The organism is Streptomyces sp. NPDC041191 (genome assembly GCF_055591945.1).
On the sequence record NZ_JBVIZC010000001.1, the window covers coordinates 388,269 to 407,006 of the forward strand.

The window sequence follows — 18,738 nt, forward strand, 5'->3', positions numbered from 1 at the left end:
CCGTCAGCGACCGCCCCATGCACACGTCGTCCACGTACTCCCCGTCGAGCAGGAACTCCCCCGGCAGGACGCCCTCCACCGCGAAGCCCTCGGAGGCGTAGAGCGCGCGGGCCGGCGCGTTGTGGCCGAGGACCCGCAGGGTGAGCCGGGTGGCGCCCTCCTCCCGCGCCCGGTCCACGGCCGCCCGCAGCAAAGCCCGCGCGACGCCCTTCCCCCGGGCGGACTCGGCGACCACGAGTCCCTGGATCTGGCGCACGTGCGCGTGGGAGGGCAGCGGGATCGGCTGGACGACCCGGACGTAGCCCACGAGCACGTCCGCGCGGAGCGCCACGAGGTAGTCCCCGGGCAGGTGGCGCGCGTCGAAGAAGGGCTCGTACGGCGGGACGGGCGCGGGCACCACCGCGTGCAGGGTGGACCAGGTGTCCCGGTCCAGCGCGCCGAGCGCGGCGTCGTCGTCGTGTTCGGCGGTGCGTATCCGAGTCTCCGGGACGGTCATGGCCGACACTGTGCCACGTCCGGCCCGGCTTCCCGCGCGGCGGGGGCAGGATGGGTCCCATGCAGCCTTCAGCCCCCCGCAAGCGCGTCGCCGTCACCGGCGCCTCCGGTCTCATCGGCTCGGCCCTGGTTCGCTCCCTGCGCGCCGACGGCCACGACGTCCTCCGCCTCGTCCGCCGGCCGGCCCGCACCGCCGACGAGGTCGCGTGGGACCCCCGGCGGCTGTACGTGGACGCCGCCGGACTCGTCGGCGTGGACGCGGTCGTGCACCTGGCGGGCGCCGGGGTCGGCGAGCGCCGCTGGAACGAGGCGTACAAGAAGGAGATCCGGGACAGCCGGGTGCTCGGCACGACGGCGGTCGCGCGGGCGCTCGCCTCGCTCGCGGAGCCGCCGGAGGTCCTGGTGTGCGGCACGGCGCTCGGCTGGTACGGGGACACCGGCTCCCGGGCGGTGGACGAGAGCGCGCCCGCCGGGACGGGTTTCCTGCCGTCGGTGTGCGTGGAGTGGGAGGCCGCGGCGGCCCCGGCGGAGGAGGCCGGCATCCGGGTCGCGTACGCCCGCACCGGTCTGGTGGTGGCGCGCGAGGGCGGGGCGTGGGGGCGGCTCTTCCCGCTCTTCCGCGCCGGGCTCGGCGGCCGGATGGGCGACGGGAGCCAGTACTGGTCGTTCATCTCCCTCCACGACGAGGTGGCCGCCCTGCGCCACGTCGTGGACACCCCGTCCCTGTCGGGTCCGGTGAACCTGACGGCCCCCGAGCCGGTCACCAACCGCGAGGTGACGGCGGCGATGGGCCGGGTCCTGCGCCGGCCGACCCTCCTGACCGTCCCGGCACCGGCCCTGCGGATCGCCCTCGGGGACTTCGCACAGGACGTGCTGGGGAGCCAGCGGGTCCTGCCGGGGCGCCTGCTGGAGTCCGGCTTCGCCTTCGCGTTCCCGACGGTCGACGACGCGATCCGGGCGGCGGCCCGCTGACCCCCGCCCCTCCCGCCCCCTCCGCGCCCCCTCTCGCCCCTTCCCCTCGCCCCACGGCCCGGCGCGGGCCGGCCGGCCCCTGCGGAAGCACCGTCCGGGCTCGATGCGACCCGTGAACTCCGGTATCCCGGAGGGTCGTTGGGGGAATAGGCCCCCCACCGGCCGCGCCGACCCGGGGAGGGGCACGTGCTCAGCAGCGCAGACCACACGGACGAGACCGCCAGCACGGACAGCACGGACAGCACGGACAGCACACACCGCGCACACCGCACAGCCAGTACAGCCAGTACGGCCCGTACGGCCCGTACGACCGGCGCGGGGCACAGCCGCCGCACGGACGCCGCGGAGGGCGTCGACGTCGTGATCGTGGGGGCCGGGACCGGGGGGCTCGCCGCCGCCCACCTGCTGACCGGCGCCGGGCTCTCCGTCGCCGTCCTGGAGGCGGAGCCCCGGATCGGGGGCCGGATGGCGACCGAGTCCGCCGACGGCTTCCGGCTCGACCGGGTGGGGCCGCTGCTCACCCTCTCGCACGAGGAGCTGCGGGCCCTGCCGGGGCTCGCGGGGCTCCCGCTGCGTCCCTTCGCGCCGGGGGTCCTCGTGCACAGCGACGGCCGGTACGCGCGATGGGGCGCCCCGCACCCGCTCCGGGCGCCCGGGGCGTCCCGGGCGGCGGGCGGACGGAGCGCGGGGGGAGCGTTCGGTACGACGCGCGCCCTCGCGAGCGCCCCCCGGCATCCGGCGACCCCGCTCGACCAGGCGCGCCTCGGCGCGTCCCTCGTCCGGCTCGCCGCGACCCCGGCGCAGCGGCTGCTCGCCCGCCCGGAGCGGACCGCGCTCGACGCCCTGAACGCGCGGCTGCCCTCCCGGACGGTCCAGGGGGTGCTGCGGCCGCTGCTCGCGGCGCTCCTGGCCGACCCGGACCTCGCCACGTCCAGCAGGCGGGCGGACCTCGCGCTGCGCGCCTTCGCGCGGGGCCGGCTCGCCGTCCCGGAGGGCGGTTCGGCCGCACTCCCCGAGCGGCTCGCCGCCGCCCTGCCGCCGGACACGGTCCGTACCGGCGTCCGGGTCACGGGGGTGTCCGTCTCCCGGGTCACGACGGCGGAGCACGGAGTGTTCCGCTGCCGGTCGGTGGTCGTCGCCACGGGGGCGCGTACGGCGGCGGCACTGCTGCCCGGCCTGCGGACGCCCGCGTTCCACACCGTGACGCTCCTCCACCACACGGCACCGGTCGCGCCCACCGGGGACCCGGTGCTGCTCCTGGAGTCGGACCCGGACGGGCCGGTGGCCCACACGGCCGTGATGAGCGCGGTGGACCCGCGCCGCGCTCCGGCGGGCCGGACGCTGATCACCTCGACGGTGCTCGGGGCGCCGCCGGACGACACGGAGCGCCGGGTGCGCAAGCACCTCGCCACGCTGTACGGCACGTCGACCGACGAGTGGGAGCTGCTGGCCCTCCACCACACCCGGGACGCCGTCCCGGCGATGCGGCCCCCGCACGACGGCCACCGCCCGGTCCGGCTGCTCGCGGGCCTCTACGTCTGCGGCGACCACCGGGCCACGAGCACCCCCCGGGGCGCCCTCCTCTCGGGCCGGCGCGCCGCCCGCGCGCTCCTGGGGGACCTGGGGGTGCGGCCCCCCGCGCGGGACGCGGGGTCCAGGGAGACGGCCTGACCGCGCGCGGCCGGGTCAGCCGAGGGCGGCGACCCGGTCGCGGTAGGCGCGGACCGCGGCGGCGTCGCGGTGGGGTTCGAGGCGGCGCTCGAAGTCCCGTACGTACTCCGCGGCGCGGGCCGAGCGCATCTCGGCGGCCTCCCGGGCGGCCTCGGCACCGAGCGCGCACGCCTGTTCGAGGTCGCCCAGGGCGAGGCGGGAGGTGGCGAGGACGACCCGGCAGAAGAGCCGGCTGCGGGCGAAGCCGGGGGCGCGGAGCTGGAGGGCGCGTTCGGCGTGCTGGGCGGCGAGGCGGTACTGCTGGAGGTCGCGGTGGCAGTGCCCGGTCTCACCGGCGAGCTGCGCCTCGTCGAACGGCCTGGCCCAGTGGGGCACCTCGTCGCCGGGACGGGCCGCCTCCAGGGCCCGGTCGGCCCGCGCCAGCGAGGCCCCGCACGCGCGCGCCTCCCCGAGCACGGCGTGTCCGCGCGCCTCGACCGCGTGCAGCATCGCCTGGACGACGGGCGGCGCGGCGGGCCCGACGCCCTGCTGGGCGACCCGGGCGAGCTGCACGGCCTCCCGCCCGTGGCCGAGGTAGACGGCCTGACAGCTCATGGTGAGGAGCACGTACGAGCCGTACGCCCGGTCCCCGGCCGCCTGCGCGAGGCGCAGCGCCTGGACGAAGTAGCGCTGGGCGAGGCCGTGGGCGGCGATGTCGTACGAGGTCCAGCCCGCGAGCCGGGTGAGGTCGGCGACGGCGGCGAAGAGGCGGCGGCCGGTGGCCTCCCCGTACGTGCCGCGCAGCATCGGCTCGGCCTCGTGCTCCAGGTAGCGGACGAGGGCCTGGCGGGCGTGGCCGCCGCCGTAGGCGTGGTCGAGGGCCCGGAAGAGCTCGCCGACCGAGTGGAGGGCGGCGATGTCGCCGCCGGAGACCCGCTGCCCGGGGCCCCGGTCCGTGCCGCGCTGGCGGGGCACCGAGCCGCGGCCCTGGGGCGGCACCCGGGGATCGCGCGGGGACGTCCCGGCGGCGGAACGGGAGGCGGGCTCCCCGCGCGCGACCCGTTCGTCGGCGCGCCCGATCAGCCAGTCCCTGCTGGGGACGACCAGGCCCGCCGGGGTGAAGGCGATCTTGCGGAGTTCGGCGTGGCTGCCGGAGTCCTTGCGCCACAGGCCGCTGACGATGTCGACGGCCTCCTCGGGGGTGGCCGCGAACTCCAGGCCGGCGTAGACGGGGGCGCAGGCGTCGAGGCCGAGGTCCTGGGCGGACAGCCGGCGGCCGAGACGGCGGGTGAAGACCTCCGCGATGAGGGCGGGGGTGGTGCCGCGCGGCTGCTGGCCGCGGAGCCAGCGGGTCACGGAGGTCTTGTCGTACCGCAGGTCGAGCCCGTGCTCCAGGCCGAGCTGGTCCACCCGTCTGGCGAGGCCCGCGTGGGAGAACCCCGCTTCGGCGATGAGCGCGGCGAGCTGGCGGTTCGGGATGCGCTGCGGGGGTCGTTCCGTCATCAGCTGTGCGGTCTCCTGCCTTCCGGGCCCGGGCGGCAGCCCCCTCGGACCCCCATGGAACGGCGCGAATTTAGCGGCCCCCACGGGCCGTACCACCACCTTCGCCCTACATTCATCCGATCGTGTGAGGATCGGCGGCCCCCTGACGCGGGCGCCCGGCGGGGACGGCCCCGGCCCGGCGCCGGGAGAGCACGGCCCGCGGCACCCCCGCACGGGTGTTCCCGGTGCCGCCGTACAGTGGCATGGGCGCGAACGACGCAGGGCGCCGAGCCGGCCCGGGACGATCCCCGGTCCCCGGCTCCCGGCGCCCAGGAGGAGGCATGGCCGTGAGTGAGCTGCGATTCGTCCGTCTCGGTTTCGGCGAAGAGGCCGTCGACTACCGGGCGGCCTGGGAGAAGCAGCGCGAGGTGCACGCCGCGCGGTTCGCCGACGAGACCGGGGACACCTGCCTGCTCCTGGAGCACCCGCCGGTCTACACCGCCGGCCGGCGCACGACGGAGAGCGAACGCCCGCTGGACGGGACGCCGGTGGTGGACGTCGACCGGGGCGGCAAGATCACCTGGCACGGCCCCGGCCAGCTGGTCGGCTACCCGATCATGAAGCTGCCCCGCCCCGTGGACGTCGTCGCGCACGTGCGCCGCCTGGAGGAGGCCCTGATCCGCACGGCCGCCGACTTCGGCCTGGAGACCACCCGGATCGAGGGGCGCAGCGGGGTCTGGGTGCTCGGCGACCCCGTGCGGGAGCGGCCCCGGCTCGGCGGCCTGTCGCTCGACTTCGACCCCCGGCTGAACGACGAGGAGTTCGACCCGCGCCTGAACGGGCCCGAGTACGCCCCCTCCAACGCCGGCCAGCGCCGCGAGGACCGGAAGCTGGCGGCGATCGGCATCCGGGTCGCCAAGGGCGTCACCATGCACGGCTTCGCGCTCAACGTGAACCCGGACAACGCGTGGTTCGACCGGATCATCCCGTGCGGCATCCGCGACGCGGGCGTCACCTCCCTCGCCAACGAGCTGGGCCGGGACGTCACGGTCGAGGAGGTGCTGCCGGTGGTGGAGAAGCACCTGCGGGAGGTCCTGGAGCACGCGGAGCTCGCGCCGCGGGCCGTGGAGCCCGCGTCCGCCTGACCACGTCCCGCCCCCAGGAATGCGGGGCGCGGGCCAGAGGTTGGCCGGACGTAGGCAAGGCATGGAAGCCACGGGCGTACCCTGGTGTACGCCGAAGAATCGAAGCTACAGGAGCCGATGTGTCCGCAGTCGCACCCGACGGACGCAAGATGCTGCGCCTGGAGGTCCGGAACGCCCAGACCCCCATCGAGCGCAAGCCCGAGTGGATCAAGACCCGGGCGAAGATGGGGCCCGAGTACACGAAGATGCAGGGCCTCGTGAAGAGCGAGGGCCTGCACACGGTCTGCCAGGAGGCGGGCTGTCCCAACATCTTCGAATGCTGGGAGGACCGCGAGGCGACCTTCCTCATCGGCGGCGACCAGTGCACCCGGCGCTGCGACTTCTGCCAGATCGACACGGGCAAGCCGCAGGCCCTCGACCGCGACGAGCCGCGCCGCGTGGGCGAGTCGGTCGTCACGATGGACCTGAACTACGCCACGATCACCGGCGTCGCGCGCGACGACCTGGAGGACGGCGGCGCCTGGCTGTACGCGGAGACCGTGCGCCAGATCCACCGGCAGACGGCGGAGCGCGAGACGGGCCGCACCAAGGTCGAGCTGCTCGCCCCCGACTTCAACGCGGTCCCGGAGCTCCTGGAGCAGGTCTTCGACTCCCGCCCCGAGGTCTTCGCGCACAACGTGGAGACGGTGCCGCGCATCTTCAAGCGCATCCGCCCCGGCTTCCGCTACGAGCGCTCCCTGGACGTCATCACGCGGGCGCGCGACTACGGTCTGATCACGAAGTCGAACCTGATCCTCGGCATGGGCGAGACCCGCGAGGAGATCAGCGAGGCGCTCCAGCAGCTCCACGACGCGGGTTGCGAACTGATCACGATCACCCAGTACCTGCGCCCCTCGGTCCGCCACCACCCGGTGGAGCGCTGGGTGAAGCCGCAGGAGTTCGTGGAGCTGAAGGAGGAGGCCGACGAGATCGGCTTCTCCGGCGTGATGTCGGGCCCGCTGGTGCGTTCCTCGTACCGGGCCGGGCGGCTGTACCAGCAGGCGATGGAGAAGCGGGCCGCCGCACCGGCCGCGTAGCCCGTGTGAACCCCGGCACAGACGCCCGCCGGGGGTTACGGGACGGATTCGACGCGGTCCGTACGGCCCCGCAGCTCAGCGGGGCCGTACGGACCGCGTCGGCGTTCCGGCGCTGGGCCGACCGGCCGCACGCGGGTTTCACCCGTGTTTGACCCCCGGGTCACGCCCTGGTAACACCGATCTGTGAGCGTGGTTCCACACAGCGCCACCCCCCGCACGTGCCCCCGCCCCGTCCCACCCGCCATCGAGGGAGGACCCCGTCATGCCGGCCGCACCGACGCACGTCCGCGTCACCGCGATCCCGTCCGTCACCGACGCCCTGAGGGCCGTCGAGTCGCTGCTCCTGGGAGCCGGGCAGCGCACCGCCCGGCGCAACGCCTGGAACTCCGTCCTGGAGGACCGCCGCCGCGCCAGGGACCGGGTCGAGGCCCAGCGCGTGATGGAGGTCGCGTCCGGCCGGGCCTCCCGGGCCACGTAAACTTCGAAGCATGGCGAGGAAGGCAAACACGAGCAGCGCTGACGCTGCCAATCCCGGGCGACTGAAGCAGATCGCCCTCACGTACAAGATGACCCGGAAGGCCGACCCGAAGGTCGGTCTCGTCGTCGCGGGCGTGGGCATCGGCGTACTCGGTGTCCTCCTCGCGATCGGCTTCCTGATCGGTCATCCGGTCTACCTGGGCATCCTGGGCTTCGTCCTGGGCCTCCTGGCGGCGGCCGTCGTCTTCGGGCGGCGCGCGGAGCGGGCGGCCTTCGGGCAGATGGAGGGCCAGCCGGGCGCGGCGGCGGCGGTGCTGCAGAACGTCGGGCGCGGCTGGACGACGACCCCCGCGGTCGCGATGAACCGCAGCCAGGACGTCGTGCACCGCGCGGTCGGCCGGGCCGGCATCGTGCTGGTGGCCGAGGGCAACCCGAACCGGGTCAAGACGCTCCTCGCGGCGGAGAAGAAGCGCATGAACCGCGTCGTGCCGGACGTGCCCGTGCACGACCTCGTCGTCGGCGACGGCGAGGGCCGGGTGCCGCTGAAGAAGATCCGCACGACCATGCTCAAGATGCCCCGCGTCCTCACCGGCCCGCAGGTCACCACGGCCAACGACCGGCTGCGGGCGATGGGCGACCTGATGAGCAACATGCCCCTGCCGAAGGGCCCCATGCCCAAGGGGATGCGGATGCCCCGCGGCGGAAAGACGCGCTGACGCGCCCTGCCCGACGCGTGAGGGGCCCCGGACCGTGCGGTCCGGGGCCCCTCACGCGTCGGGCAGGGTTCAGGCCGGGAACGGTGACCGCGTCCCGGGGCACGGCGGGCCCCTCACGCGCGCACGGGGTTCAGATGCGGACCTGGACGGCGCCGGAGAGGCGGTCGTGGAGGCCGCGGCCGTCGCGGTCCCAGATGAGGGCCGGGACCGCCAGGCAGACCAGGAGCGCGCGGAGCGCCGCGCGGAGCGGTCCGAGCCGGCCGCCGTTCACGGAGACGACACGCAGGCGGAAGAGCAGCTTGCCGGGCGTGGAGCCGACGGTGCCGACCGTCAGGGCGCTCAGGACGAACAGGATGACGAGGGCCCAGTTGCCCGTGGCCTGGTGGTAGCCGTCGGTGATCAGCCCGTATGCGATCAGCGTGCAGAGGGCCCAGTCGAGGGCGAGGGCGCCGAGCCGGCGCCCGGGGCGGGCGATCGAACCCGGCCCCTCCTCGGGCAGTCCGAGTTGCTGACCGCGGTAACCGAAGTCGACGCCGGCCTCCTCGGCCGCCGCGCGGGGGCCGGAGAGCCAGGATCCGAGTGCGTGCCTGTTGTCCACCCGACCACGGTACTGTGCCCGTTTTCGATTGCTTCGGCCCGGGTCGGGGAAGGCGGGGTGACGGCACCCCGGGGCGTGGCGGACGCACGGCCGACGCTCGCCCCGGTTAACTTCCACGAAACAAATGGGTCATGCTGGAGAAATCCCGTCTGCCTATGGTCGGGACCAGCGTGTACCACCGCACCGACCGCACGACCGAGCCGCAACCCCGCCCCTCCCCGGGACGGGACCAGGAGGAGTGGGATGTCCGAGAAGCACGGGTTCCAGAACGCCGACGAGGTCAGCAAGTTCATCAAGGACAACGACGTCAAGATGGTCGACGTCCGCTTCTGCGACCTTCCGGGCGTGATGCAGCACTTCACGATCCCGGCGACGGCCTTCGACCCGGCGGAGGAGCTGGCCTTCGACGGCTCGTCGATCCGCGGCTTCCAGGCGATCCACGAGTCCGACATGTCGCTCCGCGCCGACCTGTCGACGGCCCGGGTGGACCCCTTCCGCCGCGACAAGACGCTCAACATCAACTTCTTCATCCACGACCCGATCACGGGCGAGCAGTACAGCCGTGACCCGCGGAACATCGCGAAGAAGGCCGAGGCGTACCTCGCCTCCACCGGCATCGCCGACACCGCCTACTTCGGTCCCGAGGCGGAGTTCTACGTCTTCGACTCGGTGCGCTTCGAGACCTCGGCGAACCAGGGCTTCTACCACATCGACTCCGAGGCCGGCGCCTGGAACACCGGTGCGGTGGAGAACAACCGCGGCTACAAGGTCCGCTACAAGGGCGGCTACTTCCCGGCCCCGCCGGTCGACCACTTCGCCGACCTGCGTTCGGAGATCTCCCTGGAGCTGGAGAACGTCGGCCTCCAGGTCGAGCGCCAGCACCACGAGGTCGGCACCGCCGGCCAGGCCGAGATCAACTACAAGTTCAACACGCTGCTCGCCGCGGCCGACGACCTGATGCTCTTCAAGTACATCGTGAAGAACGTCGCCTGGCGCAACGGCAAGACCGCGACCTTCATGCCGAAGCCGATCTTCGGCGACAACGGCTCGGGCATGCACGTCCACCAGTCGCTGTGGTCGAACGGCGACCCGCTGTTCTACGACGAGACGGGCTACGCGGGCCTCTCGGACACCGCCCGCTACTACATCGGCGGCATCCTCAAGCACGCCCCGTCGCTGCTCGCCTTCACCAACCCGACGGTGAACTCGTACCACCGTCTGGTCCCGGGCTTCGAGGCCCCGGTCAACATGGTGTACTCGCAGCGCAACCGCTCCGCCGCCATGCGCATCCCGATCACGGGCTCGAACCCGAAGGCCAAGCGCGTCGAGTTCCGCGCGCCGGACCCGTCCTCGAACCCGTACCTCGCCTTCTCGGCGCTGCTCCTCGCGGGCCTCGACGGCATCAAGAACAAGATCGAGCCGATGGAGCCGATCGACAAGGACCTGTACGAGCTGGCTCCGGAGGAGCACGCCAACGTCCCGCAGGTCCCGACCAACCTGGAGGCCGTCCTCACCGCCCTGGAGGAGGACAACGAGTACCTCCAGGCCGGCGGCGTCTTCACGGCGGACCTGATCGAGACCTGGATCGACTACAAGCGCACGCACGAGATCGCCCCGATCCAGCTGCGCCCGCACCCGCACGAGTTCGAGCTGTACTTCGACCTGTAGGCCGGAACCCCGGCAGTGAAGGCCGCCGCTCCCGGAAGTCCGGGGCGGCGGCCTTCGCCGTCCGGTCGTGCCCTCCCCGTCAGCGCCCGTAGCGGATCAGGGCGCGGACCATGCGGCAGGTGGTGTCCGAGGGCGGGTGGATGCCGAGCTGCTCGGCCGTGGTGCGTATCGTCGCGTTCGTGGCCTTCGACGGGACGTAGACGCCGGCGTCGAGGAGGGCGATCGCGAGGCGCATGGCCTTCAGGCGCCGGTTGTGCGTGACGTACCACTCGCGGGGCCGGCCGGCGGGGAGCGGCTGCTTCCGGAGCGGCTTCCAGGGTTCGAGGGACGGCGTCCGGATCACGGCGAGAGCCATGGGCTACCTCCTGGCGAACGGTGGGTGCGGGCCCTCCGCGGGACCCTCACCTTCACCCTCGATTTTACTGCCCCCCACTGACAATCGGCCCTGGCCAGACCGGGTTTTCGGGGGCGCGGCGGCGGGTCCGGGGGTACCTTGTGCGCCATGGAGATCTGGATCAATCCCGCCTGTTCCAAGTGCCGCGGCGCCCTCACCCTCCTCGATGCCGAGGGCGCCGACTACACCGTGCGCCGCTACCTGGAGGACGTGCCCTCGCCGGACGAGATCCGGGAGGTGCTCGGGCGGCTCGGGCTCGAACCGTGGGACATCACCCGGACCGGGGAGGCCGAGGCCGGGGAGCTGGGGCTGAAGGAGTGGCCCCGGGACGCGGAGCACCGCGACCGGTGGGTCGAGGCGCTCGCCGCGCACCCGAAGCTCATCCAGCGGCCCCTCATCACCGCCGAGGACGGCACCGCCGTCGTGGGCCGGTCCGAGGAGGCCGTGCGGGACGCGCTGTCCCGCTGAGCCCCGGGTCCCGGGGCGGTGGGCGGTCCGGGCCGGACCGTCCAGGCCCCGGGACCGGCCGCCCCGCCGTGGCGGTGCCGGGTGCTCCGGGGACTCAGGCTCCCGCCGCGCCGGCCACCGGCCCGGCCGCCGCCGTGCCCGGCTCCGTCCCCGCCGCGGCCGTCTGCCGTTCCGCCTCCGTCAGGATCTCCGTCAGGCGCAGGCCGAAGCGGGCGTCGCAGGGGTGGGGGACGCCCGTGCGGGCCGCCGTGACGAGGGCGTCCACGGCCGCGCCGAAGGCGTCCACCGCGCCGCCCCACCGGGGCAGCTCGGTCCGGCCCCGCGTGCCGTACAGGGCGAGGGCCGCCTCCGCCGCCTCCGGCGGGGCGCCGAGCGTGAGGGTCGCCGTGCTGCTCGCCCCCGAGGCGTGGCGCAGCACCAGATGGTGGGTGTCGCCCGGCCCCGGCACGGCGGTGATCCCGGTGACGTCGCCGAGGACCGGCAGGTAGACCGAGAGGACGTGCGGGCCGACGTCCCACAGGCCGCCCTTCTCGCGCCGCCAGGGCGACGCCGCGTAGGCGCTGGCCGAGCCGGGGCCGTAGAGCGAGCCCAGCCAGTGCGCCTCGCCGAGGAACCAGCCGTCGGCCGCCGCCTGCTCCTCGATCCAGGCCGCCGTCGCCTCCGCGAACCGCAGCGTGCAGAAGACCACCGACGCGGCCCCGGCCGCCTCCACCGCCTGCACCACCTCGCGGGCCCCGGCCACCGTCGTGGCGACCGGCTTGTCGAGGAGGACGTGGCAGCCGGCGGCGGCGGCCCGTACCGCGAGCGGCGCCTGCACGTCCGGCGGGAGGGCGACGGCCACGGCGTCGCTCGCCGCGAAGAGGGCGTCCACGTCCGCGTACGCGCGCGTGCCCGACGCGGCGGCGAGCGCCTCCGCCGCCTCCGGACGTCTGCCCCACACCCCGCTGAACTCGACGTCCGGGTGCCCGGCGATCGCGGGCGCGTGGGTGCGGCCGGCCCAGGGGCCGGTGCCGAGGAGTCCGATGCGGGGCCGTGCCCCGAGCTGCTTCGCCATGATCCCAGTCTGCCGGGTGGGGCGGTGGTAGGGGCGGGAGGGACCGGGGGGAGCGGGGGGACGGGGTGGCCGGGACCTGGGGCTCCCTGGCGCGCACCGTCGCGCGGAAAGCACGGAAAGCGCGGGACTCGCAGAAAGCGCGGGACCCGCAGAAAGCGCGGAAAGCCGGGTAACACGCGGTTCACACACGGGCAACCGACGGGAAATCCTGTGTTGCGAAGCTCCGGTCCGGAAGCACCGGCACGGACCGCCCCGGGCGGGGCCGTGCGGAGACCGCGGCTTCCCGCGGTGCCGCGAGCCGCCGCGAGCCGCCGCGGGCAGCCGCCCTCGTCCGCCTCCGGGCGCGGGGAACCCCCAGCAGCACGCCACGCCCCCTAAGGATGAGCCCCCGTGACCTTCAAGGCCGAGTACATCTGGATCGACGGCACCGCGCCGACCGCGAAGCTCCGTTCCAAGACGAAGATCATCACGGACGGGACCCCGGTGCTCGGCGAGCTGCCGCTCTGGGGCTTCGACGGTTCCAGCACGAACCAGGCCGAGGGCCACGCCTCGGACCTCGTCCTCAGGCCGGTCTTCGTCTGCCCGGACCCGGTCCGGGGCGGTGACGACGTCCTCGTCCTGTGCGAGGTGCTCCACACGGACATGACGCCGCACCCGTCGAACACGCGCGTCGCGCTGGCCGAGGTCTCCGCCCGGTACGCCGCGCAGGAGCCGGTCTTCGGCATCGAGCAGGAGTACACCTTCTTCGAGGGGACCCGTCCGCTCGGCTTCCCGGTCAACGGCTTCCCGGCCCCGCAGGGCGGTTACTACTGCGGCGTCGGCGTGGACGAGATCCACGGCCGTCCGGTCGTGGAGGCGCACCTGGAGAACTGCCTCAAGGCCGGTCTCGGCATCTCCGGCATCAACGCCGAGGTCATGCCGGGCCAGTGGGAGTTCCAGGTCGGTCCGCTGGCGCCCCTGGAGGTCTCCGACCAGCTGTGGGTGGCCCGCTGGCTGCTGTACCGGACGGCCGAGGACTTCGGCGTCGCCGCGACGCTTGACCCGAAGCCGGTGAAGGGCGACTGGAACGGCGCGGGCGCGCACACCAACTTCTCGACGAGGGCGATGCGCGAGGGACCCGAGGGGTACGACGCGATCGTCACCGCGTGCGAGTCGCTGGGCGAGGGCTCGAAGCCGCTCGACCACGTCAAGAACTACGGCGCGGGCATCGACGAGCGCCTGACGGGTCTGCACGAGACCGCCCCGTGGGACGCGTACACCTACGGCGTCTCGGACCGCGGCGCCTCGGTCCGCATCCCGTGGCAGGTCGAGCGGGACGGCAAGGGCTACATCGAGGACCGCCGCCCGAACGCCAACATGGACCCGTACGTGGTGACCCGCCTTCTGGTGGACACCTGCTGCGAGGCCCTGGAGAAGGCCGGACGGGTCTGATCCCGGCACCCCGGAAGGGGCGTCCGCCGTTCCGTACGGTGGGCGCCCCTTCCGTCATGTGGGACGCACGTCACCGGATCAGGGCCGTCCGGGGGTCGTCCCGGCGTTTCCCTTCTGCTTCAATAGGGATATGGCCCATCCGCAGGACGACACCGTGACGAACCGTCACGACCTCGAGCCGTTCTGGCCTTCCCGGCAGCACCACGACTTCGACCGGGTGTGTTGCCGCGCGAGGAACGCGTCGGCCCTCTAAAGCCCCGATCGGTCCGATCCGATCCCCGGCCTCCGGCCGACGCGCACGACGTACGACGCCTGTCCGTCCGTTTCTCCGCGCGAAAGAGCTGATCCGCCATGGCCCACACCCAGAGCGCCTCCCTCACGGCCGTCCGTCCCGGCCGGCACCGACTCCGTGCCGTCGATCCGAACGAGGTCGTCGACCTCTCCCGGGTGGCGGACTTCCTGCCGCCCGGCGCCACCCTGCTGCCCGCGCCGCAGCACGTGCTGCCGGCGCTGCCGGGCCGTCCCCCGATGGTCGGGTACCTCGTCCTCGTCCCGGCCGACCAGCAGCCGCACCTGCCCGTGGCCGCCCCCGCGCCCGACGCGGCCGGGGAGCGGGGGCCGGTGACCATCGACGCCGTGCGGCGGATCGCCGTCGTGGACGGGGAGCCGATGGACCTGACGTACCTGGAGTTCGAGCTCCTCGCCCACCTGGTGGCCCACCCCCACCGGGTGCACACCCGCGACCAGTTGGTCACCACGGTGTGGGGGTACGGTCACGTCGGCGACGGGCGTACGGTCGACGTCCACGTGGCCCGGCTGCGCCGCAAGCTGGGCGCCGAGCACCGCCACACGATCCAGACCGTGCGGCGGGTCGGCTACAAGTACACGCCCTGACCGCCCCGTTCGCCCCTCCGCCCGCCCCTCCGTCCGTCCGTTCCTCCCCCGGCGGAATCCTCCCGGAGCGGAACCCCCTGGCACCGCTCTCCCCGGCGGGGCAGGCTCGGGCCATGAAGCTGCTGATGCTCGGAGGTACGGAGTTCGTGGGCCGCGCGGTCGCCGGGGCCGCGCTCGGCCGGGGGTGGGAGGTGACGGTCTTCCACCGGGGCCGGCACGCCGCCCCGGCGGGGGCCCGGTCCCTCCTCGGCGACCGCACCGCCGGGCCGGACGGGCTCGCCGCGCTCACCGCCGGTTCCTGGGACGCCGTCGTGGACACCTGGTCGGCGGCGCCCTCGGCGGTGCGGGACGCGGCCCGGCTGCTCGCGGACCGGGCCGGGCGGTACGCGTACGTGTCGAGCCGTTCCGTGTACGCGTGGCCCCCGGCCGCCGGGCTCGCCGAGGACGGCCCGCTGGTGGCGGGGGCGCCGGACGACGGCGACGTGCCGTACGCGGAGGCCAAGCGGGGCGGGGAGCTGGCGGCCGGGGCCGCCTTCGGCGCCGACCGGACGCTGCTCGTCCGCGCGGGCCTGATCCTCGGCCCGTACGAGAACGTGGGCCGGTTGCCCTGGTGGCTGAACCGGATCGCGCGCGGCGGCCCGGTCCTGGCCCCCGGACCGAGGACGTCGCCGATCCAGTACGTGGACGTCCGCGACCTGGCCGTGTGGACGCTCGACGCGGTGGCGGCCGGCCTCTCGGGGCCGTACAACCTCGTCTCGCCGCCCGGGCACACGACCATGGGCGGGCTCCTCGACGCCTGCGTCCGGACCACCGGTTCGGGCGCCGAGCTGCGCTGGACCGCGCCGGACGAGCTGCTCGCGGCGGGGGTGGAGCCGTGGACGGAGCTGCCCGTGTGGCTGCCGCCGGGCGAGACGTACGACGCGATGCACACCGCCGACGTCTCCCGGGCGCTCGCGGCCGGGCTGCGCTGCCGGCCGGTGGAGGAGACGGTCGCGGACACCTGGGCGTGGCTGGAGTCCCTCGGCGGGGTCGCGCCCCAGCGACCGGACCGCCCGGGGGCCGGGCTCTCGCCGGAGCGGGAGGCGGAGGTGCTGGCGGCACTGGCGGCGTCGTCCGGGAGGTGAGGGGGCGGCAAGCGTCCGGGCGGCCCGTCGGCGCGGCCGGGCGGGAGGCCCCGGCAGCCCTGGAGGCCCCGGCGACCCGCGCGGCCGGCGCCCCGGGAGGCCGCCAGAACCTGCCCCTTCCGGCGCGATCGCTTACGGTCGGCAGGAAGGTGTGAAGCGGGACGAACCGGAGGAGTCGACGTCATGGCCGCCATTCCCGCCGTCTCCGTCGCCAACCTCCGCGACCTCGGGGGCCTGCCGCTCTCCGGCGGGCGGGCGGTCCGTCCGGGGCTCGTGTTCCGTTCCGCGCAACTCGACCGGCTGGATCCCGGTGATCCCGCCGTGGCGGGCCTGGGCCTCCGCACGGTCGTGGACCTCCGGACGGACGGGGAGCGCAGGGAGCGGCCCGACCGGCTGCCGTCCGGGGCGCGGCCGCTCGTCGCGGACGTGCTCGCCGACTGGCTCGCCACCAGCGGGCTGCCGCCGGCCGCGCGCCTGAAGAGCCTGCTCTCGCAGCCGGCCCTGGCCGAGGAACACCTGGGCGGGGGCCGGATGCGGGAGGCGTTCGCCCGTACCTACCGGGCCTTCGTGTCCGCCGGTTCCGCCCGCGCCTCCTACGGCGTCCTCCTCGCGGAGCTGGGCGCGCCGGACGCCGGGCCGCTGCTCTTCCACTGCACGGCGGGCAAGGACCGGACGGGGTGGGCGGCGACGGTCGTCCTGTCCCTGCTCGGGGCGGACGAGGAGACGGTGCGGGAGGAGTACCTGTCGGTCAACCCGGCGGTGCGGCGGGCGTTCGCGCCGCTGATCGAGGGGTTCACGGCCCAGGGCGGCGACCCGCAGCTGGCGCTCGACCTGGTCGGGGTGGTGCCGGAGTACCTGGACGCGGCGCTCGACGAGGTGGCGGTGCGGCACGGGTCGATGGAGGCGTACGTGCGGGACGGGCTCGGCGTGCCGGACGAGGTGGTCGGGCGGATGCGCGAGCGGCTGACGGGCGCGCGCGGGGAGTGACGGCGGCGGTCGCGGCCGGCGCCGGGGGTTCGCCGTCCCGTGGCGTGCGGGACCGCCGGGCCCCGGCCCCTTTCCGGAGCGCCGGCGGCTCCCCCACCCGCGAAAAGACTCCCGTCGGCACCTGTTCCCCGCGCGTACTCATCAGTACATTGACAACATGTCCAACAAGCAGCCCGCGCCGGTGGCGTCGGAGCACGCCGAACTCAGGGCCCGCAAGGTCTCCTTCGACTGGGAGGAAACACCGCTCCACTGGGTTCCGGGCGATCCGTTCACCACCCACACCATCAACGTGCTGCACCTGCTGCTCCCGGCCGGCGAGCGCTGGTTCGTGCGCGTCTACGAGCAGGCCCTGCCGTACGTCACGGACGACCGGCTCCGCGAGGACGTCATCGGGTTCATCGGCCAGGAGGCGGTCCACTCCCAGGCCCACGACGACGTCCTGCCGCACCTGCGGAAGCTGGGGCTCGACCCCACCCCGTACACCGCGCAGGTGGACTGGTTCTTCGAGAAGCTGCTCGGGGACCGCACCCTGCCGCCCGGCCGGCCGCGCCGCTGGTGGCTGCGGGAGCGGGTCGCGATGATCGCCGCCATCGAGCACTACACCGCCTTCCTGGGCGACTGGGTCCTCAACGCCGACGCCCTCGACCGGGTCGGCGCCGATCCGACCATGCTCGACCTGCTGCGCTGGCACGGCGCCGAGGAGGTCGAGCACCGCGCGGTCGCCTTCGAACTCTTCATGCACCTCGACGGCGGCTACCGGCGCCGCGTCCGCACCTGGGCGATCGCCTTCTCCGCCCTCGTCTTCCTCTGGCAGCGCGGCATCCGCTTCTTCCTGGAGAACGACCCGCTCCTCGACGCCCCGAAGGCGTCCGTGGCGGACTTCGTGCGCAGGGGTCGGCGGGGCGTGCTGCCGTCCACCCCGGCGGTGCTGCGGTCCGCCCCCCGCTACCTCAGCCGCTCCTACCACCCCTCCCAGGAGGGGAGCACCGAGCAGGCCCTGGCCTACCTGGCCTCCTCCCCCGGCGCCAACGGGGGCCGCTGATGCCCCGGTTGACCGCCGTCGCCCTCGCCGCCGGAACCGCCCTGCTGGTCCGCCGCGCCGTCCGCCGCCGCATGTCCACCGCCCCGCTGTGGCCGATGCCCGCCCTCGACGTGCCCGTGTCCGGGTACGGCCGGGGCCGCACCGTCCCCCGCAAGGTCACGGTGGCCCGCCGCACCGTGCCCGCGGAGGGCGTCGTGGAGCTGCGCCTCGAAGGCGCCGGCCTGCCCGCCTGGCAGCCGGGCGCCCACGTCGACCTGGTCCTGCCCTCCGGGCTCGTCCGGCAGTACTCGCTCTGCGGCGACCCCGCCGACACCGGCGCGTACACGGTGGCGACCCGGCTGATCGGGTCCGGGGAGGGCGGGCGGGGCGGTTCGCGCGAGGTCCACGAACAGGTGCGCGAGGGCAGGGAGATCGAGATCCGGGGACCCCGGAACCGCTTCCCGCTCGTCGCGGCCCCCGCATACGTCTTCGTCGCCGGGGGCATCGGCATCACCCCCGTCCTGCCCATGCTGCGCGCCGTGGAGGCGGCCGGGGCGGAGTGGCGGCTCGTGTACGGCGGGCGGAGCCGGGCGACCATGCCGTACCTCGCCGAGGTCGAGGCGCTGGGCGGCGACCGGGTGACCGTCGTCGCCGAGGACGAGTCCGGCTACCCCGATCTGGGCTTCCTCGGGCAGGTTCCGGACGGGACGGCCGTCTACTGCTGCGGACCCGACGGCCTGATGGACGCGGTGGGCGCGGCGATGCCCGCGGGGCGGGCCCCGCGCCTGGAGCGCTTCTCGGCCGCCGCGCCGACCGACGGCGCCCCCTTCGAGGCCGAACTGCGCCGCTCCGGGCGCACGGTGGCGGTGGCGGCCGGCCAGTCGCTCCTGGACGCGGTGCGCGCGGAGCTGCCCGACGTGCCGTACTCCTGCCGCCAGGGCTTCTGCGGGACCTGCCGGCAGCGGGTCCTGGAGGGCGGGATCGACCACCGGGACGACCTGCTCACCGACGCCGAGCGGGACGGCTCGATGCTGCTCTGCGTTTCGCGCTGCACGGGGAAGCGGCTCGTGCTCGACCTCTGAGCCC

At 74.7% G+C, this 18,738-nt stretch carries 19 protein-coding genes; 14 read left to right on the forward strand and 5 right to left on the reverse strand.

The annotated features are described in order from the left end of the window. On the reverse strand, nucleotides 1-496 hold a 496-nt coding region (locus tag ACZ6AQ_RS01725; RefSeq protein WP_468756696.1), incomplete at its 3' end, for a GNAT family N-acetyltransferase. Between the two features lie 50 nt (nucleotides 497-546). Here ACZ6AQ_RS01725 and ACZ6AQ_RS01730 point away from each other — a divergent pair. Further along, nucleotides 547-1,467: a TIGR01777 family oxidoreductase gene (locus ACZ6AQ_RS01730; RefSeq protein ID WP_468756697.1), complete on the forward strand. Its 921-nt coding sequence runs from the start codon at nucleotides 547-549 to the stop codon at nucleotides 1,465-1,467. Nucleotides 1,468-1,827: 360 nt separating this feature from the next. Then, complete coding sequence (locus ACZ6AQ_RS01735) at nucleotides 1,828-3,138, forward strand: NAD(P)/FAD-dependent oxidoreductase (RefSeq protein WP_468757058.1); 1,311 nt, start codon at nucleotides 1,828-1,830, stop codon at nucleotides 3,136-3,138. A gap of 15 nt (nucleotides 3,139-3,153) precedes the next feature. Here the strand turns inward: ACZ6AQ_RS01735 and ACZ6AQ_RS01740 are convergent, their stop codons facing one another. Then, nucleotides 3,154-4,620 carry a regulator gene (locus ACZ6AQ_RS01740; RefSeq protein WP_468756698.1) on the reverse strand — a complete coding sequence of 489 codons (1,467 nt, stop codon included), beginning with the start codon at nucleotides 4,618-4,620 and terminating at the stop codon, nucleotides 3,154-3,156. Nucleotides 4,621-4,946: 326 nt separating this feature from the next. Here ACZ6AQ_RS01740 and lipB point away from each other — a divergent pair, with 326 nt between their 5' ends. From lipB to ACZ6AQ_RS01760, 4 genes are all read left to right on the forward strand, one after another. After that, a complete protein-coding gene (gene lipB / locus ACZ6AQ_RS01745) occupies nucleotides 4,947-5,744 on the forward strand; it encodes a lipoyl(octanoyl) transferase LipB (protein ID WP_468756700.1) in 798 nt (265 codons plus the stop codon). 119 nt (nucleotides 5,745-5,863) lie between these two features. Further along, nucleotides 5,864-6,820, forward strand: a complete 957-nt coding sequence (gene lipA, locus ACZ6AQ_RS01750) for a lipoyl synthase (protein WP_468756701.1) — start codon at nucleotides 5,864-5,866, stop codon at nucleotides 6,818-6,820. Between the two features lie 262 nt (nucleotides 6,821-7,082). Continuing rightward, entirely contained in the window at nucleotides 7,083-7,298 is a 216-nt protein-coding gene (locus ACZ6AQ_RS01755) for an SCO2195 family GlnR-regulated protein (RefSeq protein WP_388696430.1), read from the forward strand. 10 nt (nucleotides 7,299-7,308) lie between these two features. Beyond that, nucleotides 7,309-8,013, forward strand: coding sequence for a DUF4191 domain-containing protein (locus ACZ6AQ_RS01760; RefSeq protein WP_468756702.1), 705 nt, complete (start codon nucleotides 7,309-7,311; stop codon nucleotides 8,011-8,013). 130 nt (nucleotides 8,014-8,143) lie between these two features. On the opposite strand, the gene ACZ6AQ_RS01765 is transcribed toward ACZ6AQ_RS01760, so the two are convergent. Next, complete coding sequence (locus ACZ6AQ_RS01765; protein ID WP_468756704.1) at nucleotides 8,144-8,611, reverse strand: RDD family protein; 468 nt, start codon at nucleotides 8,609-8,611, stop codon at nucleotides 8,144-8,146. A gap of 243 nt (nucleotides 8,612-8,854) precedes the next feature. On the opposite strand from ACZ6AQ_RS01765, the gene glnA reads away from it, so the two are divergent. Next, entirely contained in the window at nucleotides 8,855-10,279 is a 1,425-nt protein-coding gene (gene glnA / locus ACZ6AQ_RS01770) for a type I glutamate--ammonia ligase (RefSeq protein WP_388696421.1), read from the forward strand. Nucleotides 10,280-10,358: 79 nt separating this feature from the next. Here the strand turns inward: glnA and ACZ6AQ_RS01775 are convergent, their stop codons facing one another. After that, nucleotides 10,359-10,634 (reverse strand): hypothetical protein, encoded by a 276-nt coding sequence (locus tag ACZ6AQ_RS01775; protein ID WP_468756705.1) that lies wholly within the window; start codon nucleotides 10,632-10,634, stop codon nucleotides 10,359-10,361. A gap of 147 nt (nucleotides 10,635-10,781) precedes the next feature. Here ACZ6AQ_RS01775 and ACZ6AQ_RS01780 point away from each other — a divergent pair, with 147 nt between their 5' ends. Beyond that, nucleotides 10,782-11,141, forward strand: coding sequence for an ArsC/Spx/MgsR family protein (locus tag ACZ6AQ_RS01780; RefSeq protein WP_388696412.1), 360 nt, complete (start codon nucleotides 10,782-10,784; stop codon nucleotides 11,139-11,141). Nucleotides 11,142-11,235: 94 nt separating this feature from the next. On the opposite strand, the gene ACZ6AQ_RS01785 is transcribed toward ACZ6AQ_RS01780, so the two are convergent. Further along, the gene (locus tag ACZ6AQ_RS01785) at nucleotides 11,236-12,195 is read right to left on the reverse strand and encodes a Gfo/Idh/MocA family protein (RefSeq protein ID WP_468756707.1); all 960 of its coding nucleotides are present in this window, start codon (nucleotides 12,193-12,195) and stop codon (nucleotides 11,236-11,238) included. 390 nt (nucleotides 12,196-12,585) lie between these two features. On the opposite strand from ACZ6AQ_RS01785, the gene glnII reads away from it, so the two are divergent. From glnII to ACZ6AQ_RS01815, 6 genes are all read left to right on the forward strand, one after another. Next, the gene (gene glnII / locus ACZ6AQ_RS01790; protein ID WP_468756709.1) at nucleotides 12,586-13,626 is read left to right on the forward strand and encodes a glutamine synthetase; all 1,041 of its coding nucleotides are present in this window, start codon (nucleotides 12,586-12,588) and stop codon (nucleotides 13,624-13,626) included. Between the two features lie 351 nt (nucleotides 13,627-13,977). After that, nucleotides 13,978-14,520, forward strand: a complete 543-nt coding sequence (locus tag ACZ6AQ_RS01795; protein WP_468756710.1) for a winged helix-turn-helix domain-containing protein — start codon at nucleotides 13,978-13,980, stop codon at nucleotides 14,518-14,520. Nucleotides 14,521-14,633: 113 nt separating this feature from the next. Further along, on the forward strand, nucleotides 14,634-15,644 hold the full coding sequence (locus ACZ6AQ_RS01800) for an NAD-dependent epimerase/dehydratase family protein (RefSeq protein WP_468756711.1): 1,011 nt from the start codon (nucleotides 14,634-14,636) through the stop codon (nucleotides 15,642-15,644). A 183-nt stretch (nucleotides 15,645-15,827) separates the two neighbouring features. Then, a complete protein-coding gene (locus ACZ6AQ_RS01805) occupies nucleotides 15,828-16,631 on the forward strand; it encodes a tyrosine-protein phosphatase (protein ID WP_468756712.1) in 804 nt (267 codons plus the stop codon). A gap of 157 nt (nucleotides 16,632-16,788) precedes the next feature. Next, nucleotides 16,789-17,673, forward strand: a complete 885-nt coding sequence (locus ACZ6AQ_RS01810; protein WP_468756714.1) for a metal-dependent hydrolase — start codon at nucleotides 16,789-16,791, stop codon at nucleotides 17,671-17,673. Next, nucleotides 17,673-18,734 (forward strand): PDR/VanB family oxidoreductase, encoded by a 1,062-nt coding sequence (locus ACZ6AQ_RS01815; protein WP_468756716.1) that lies wholly within the window; start codon nucleotides 17,673-17,675, stop codon nucleotides 18,732-18,734. Before ACZ6AQ_RS01810 ends, ACZ6AQ_RS01815 begins: the two co-directional genes overlap by 1 nt. Nucleotides 18,735-18,738: the final 4 nt, after the last annotated feature.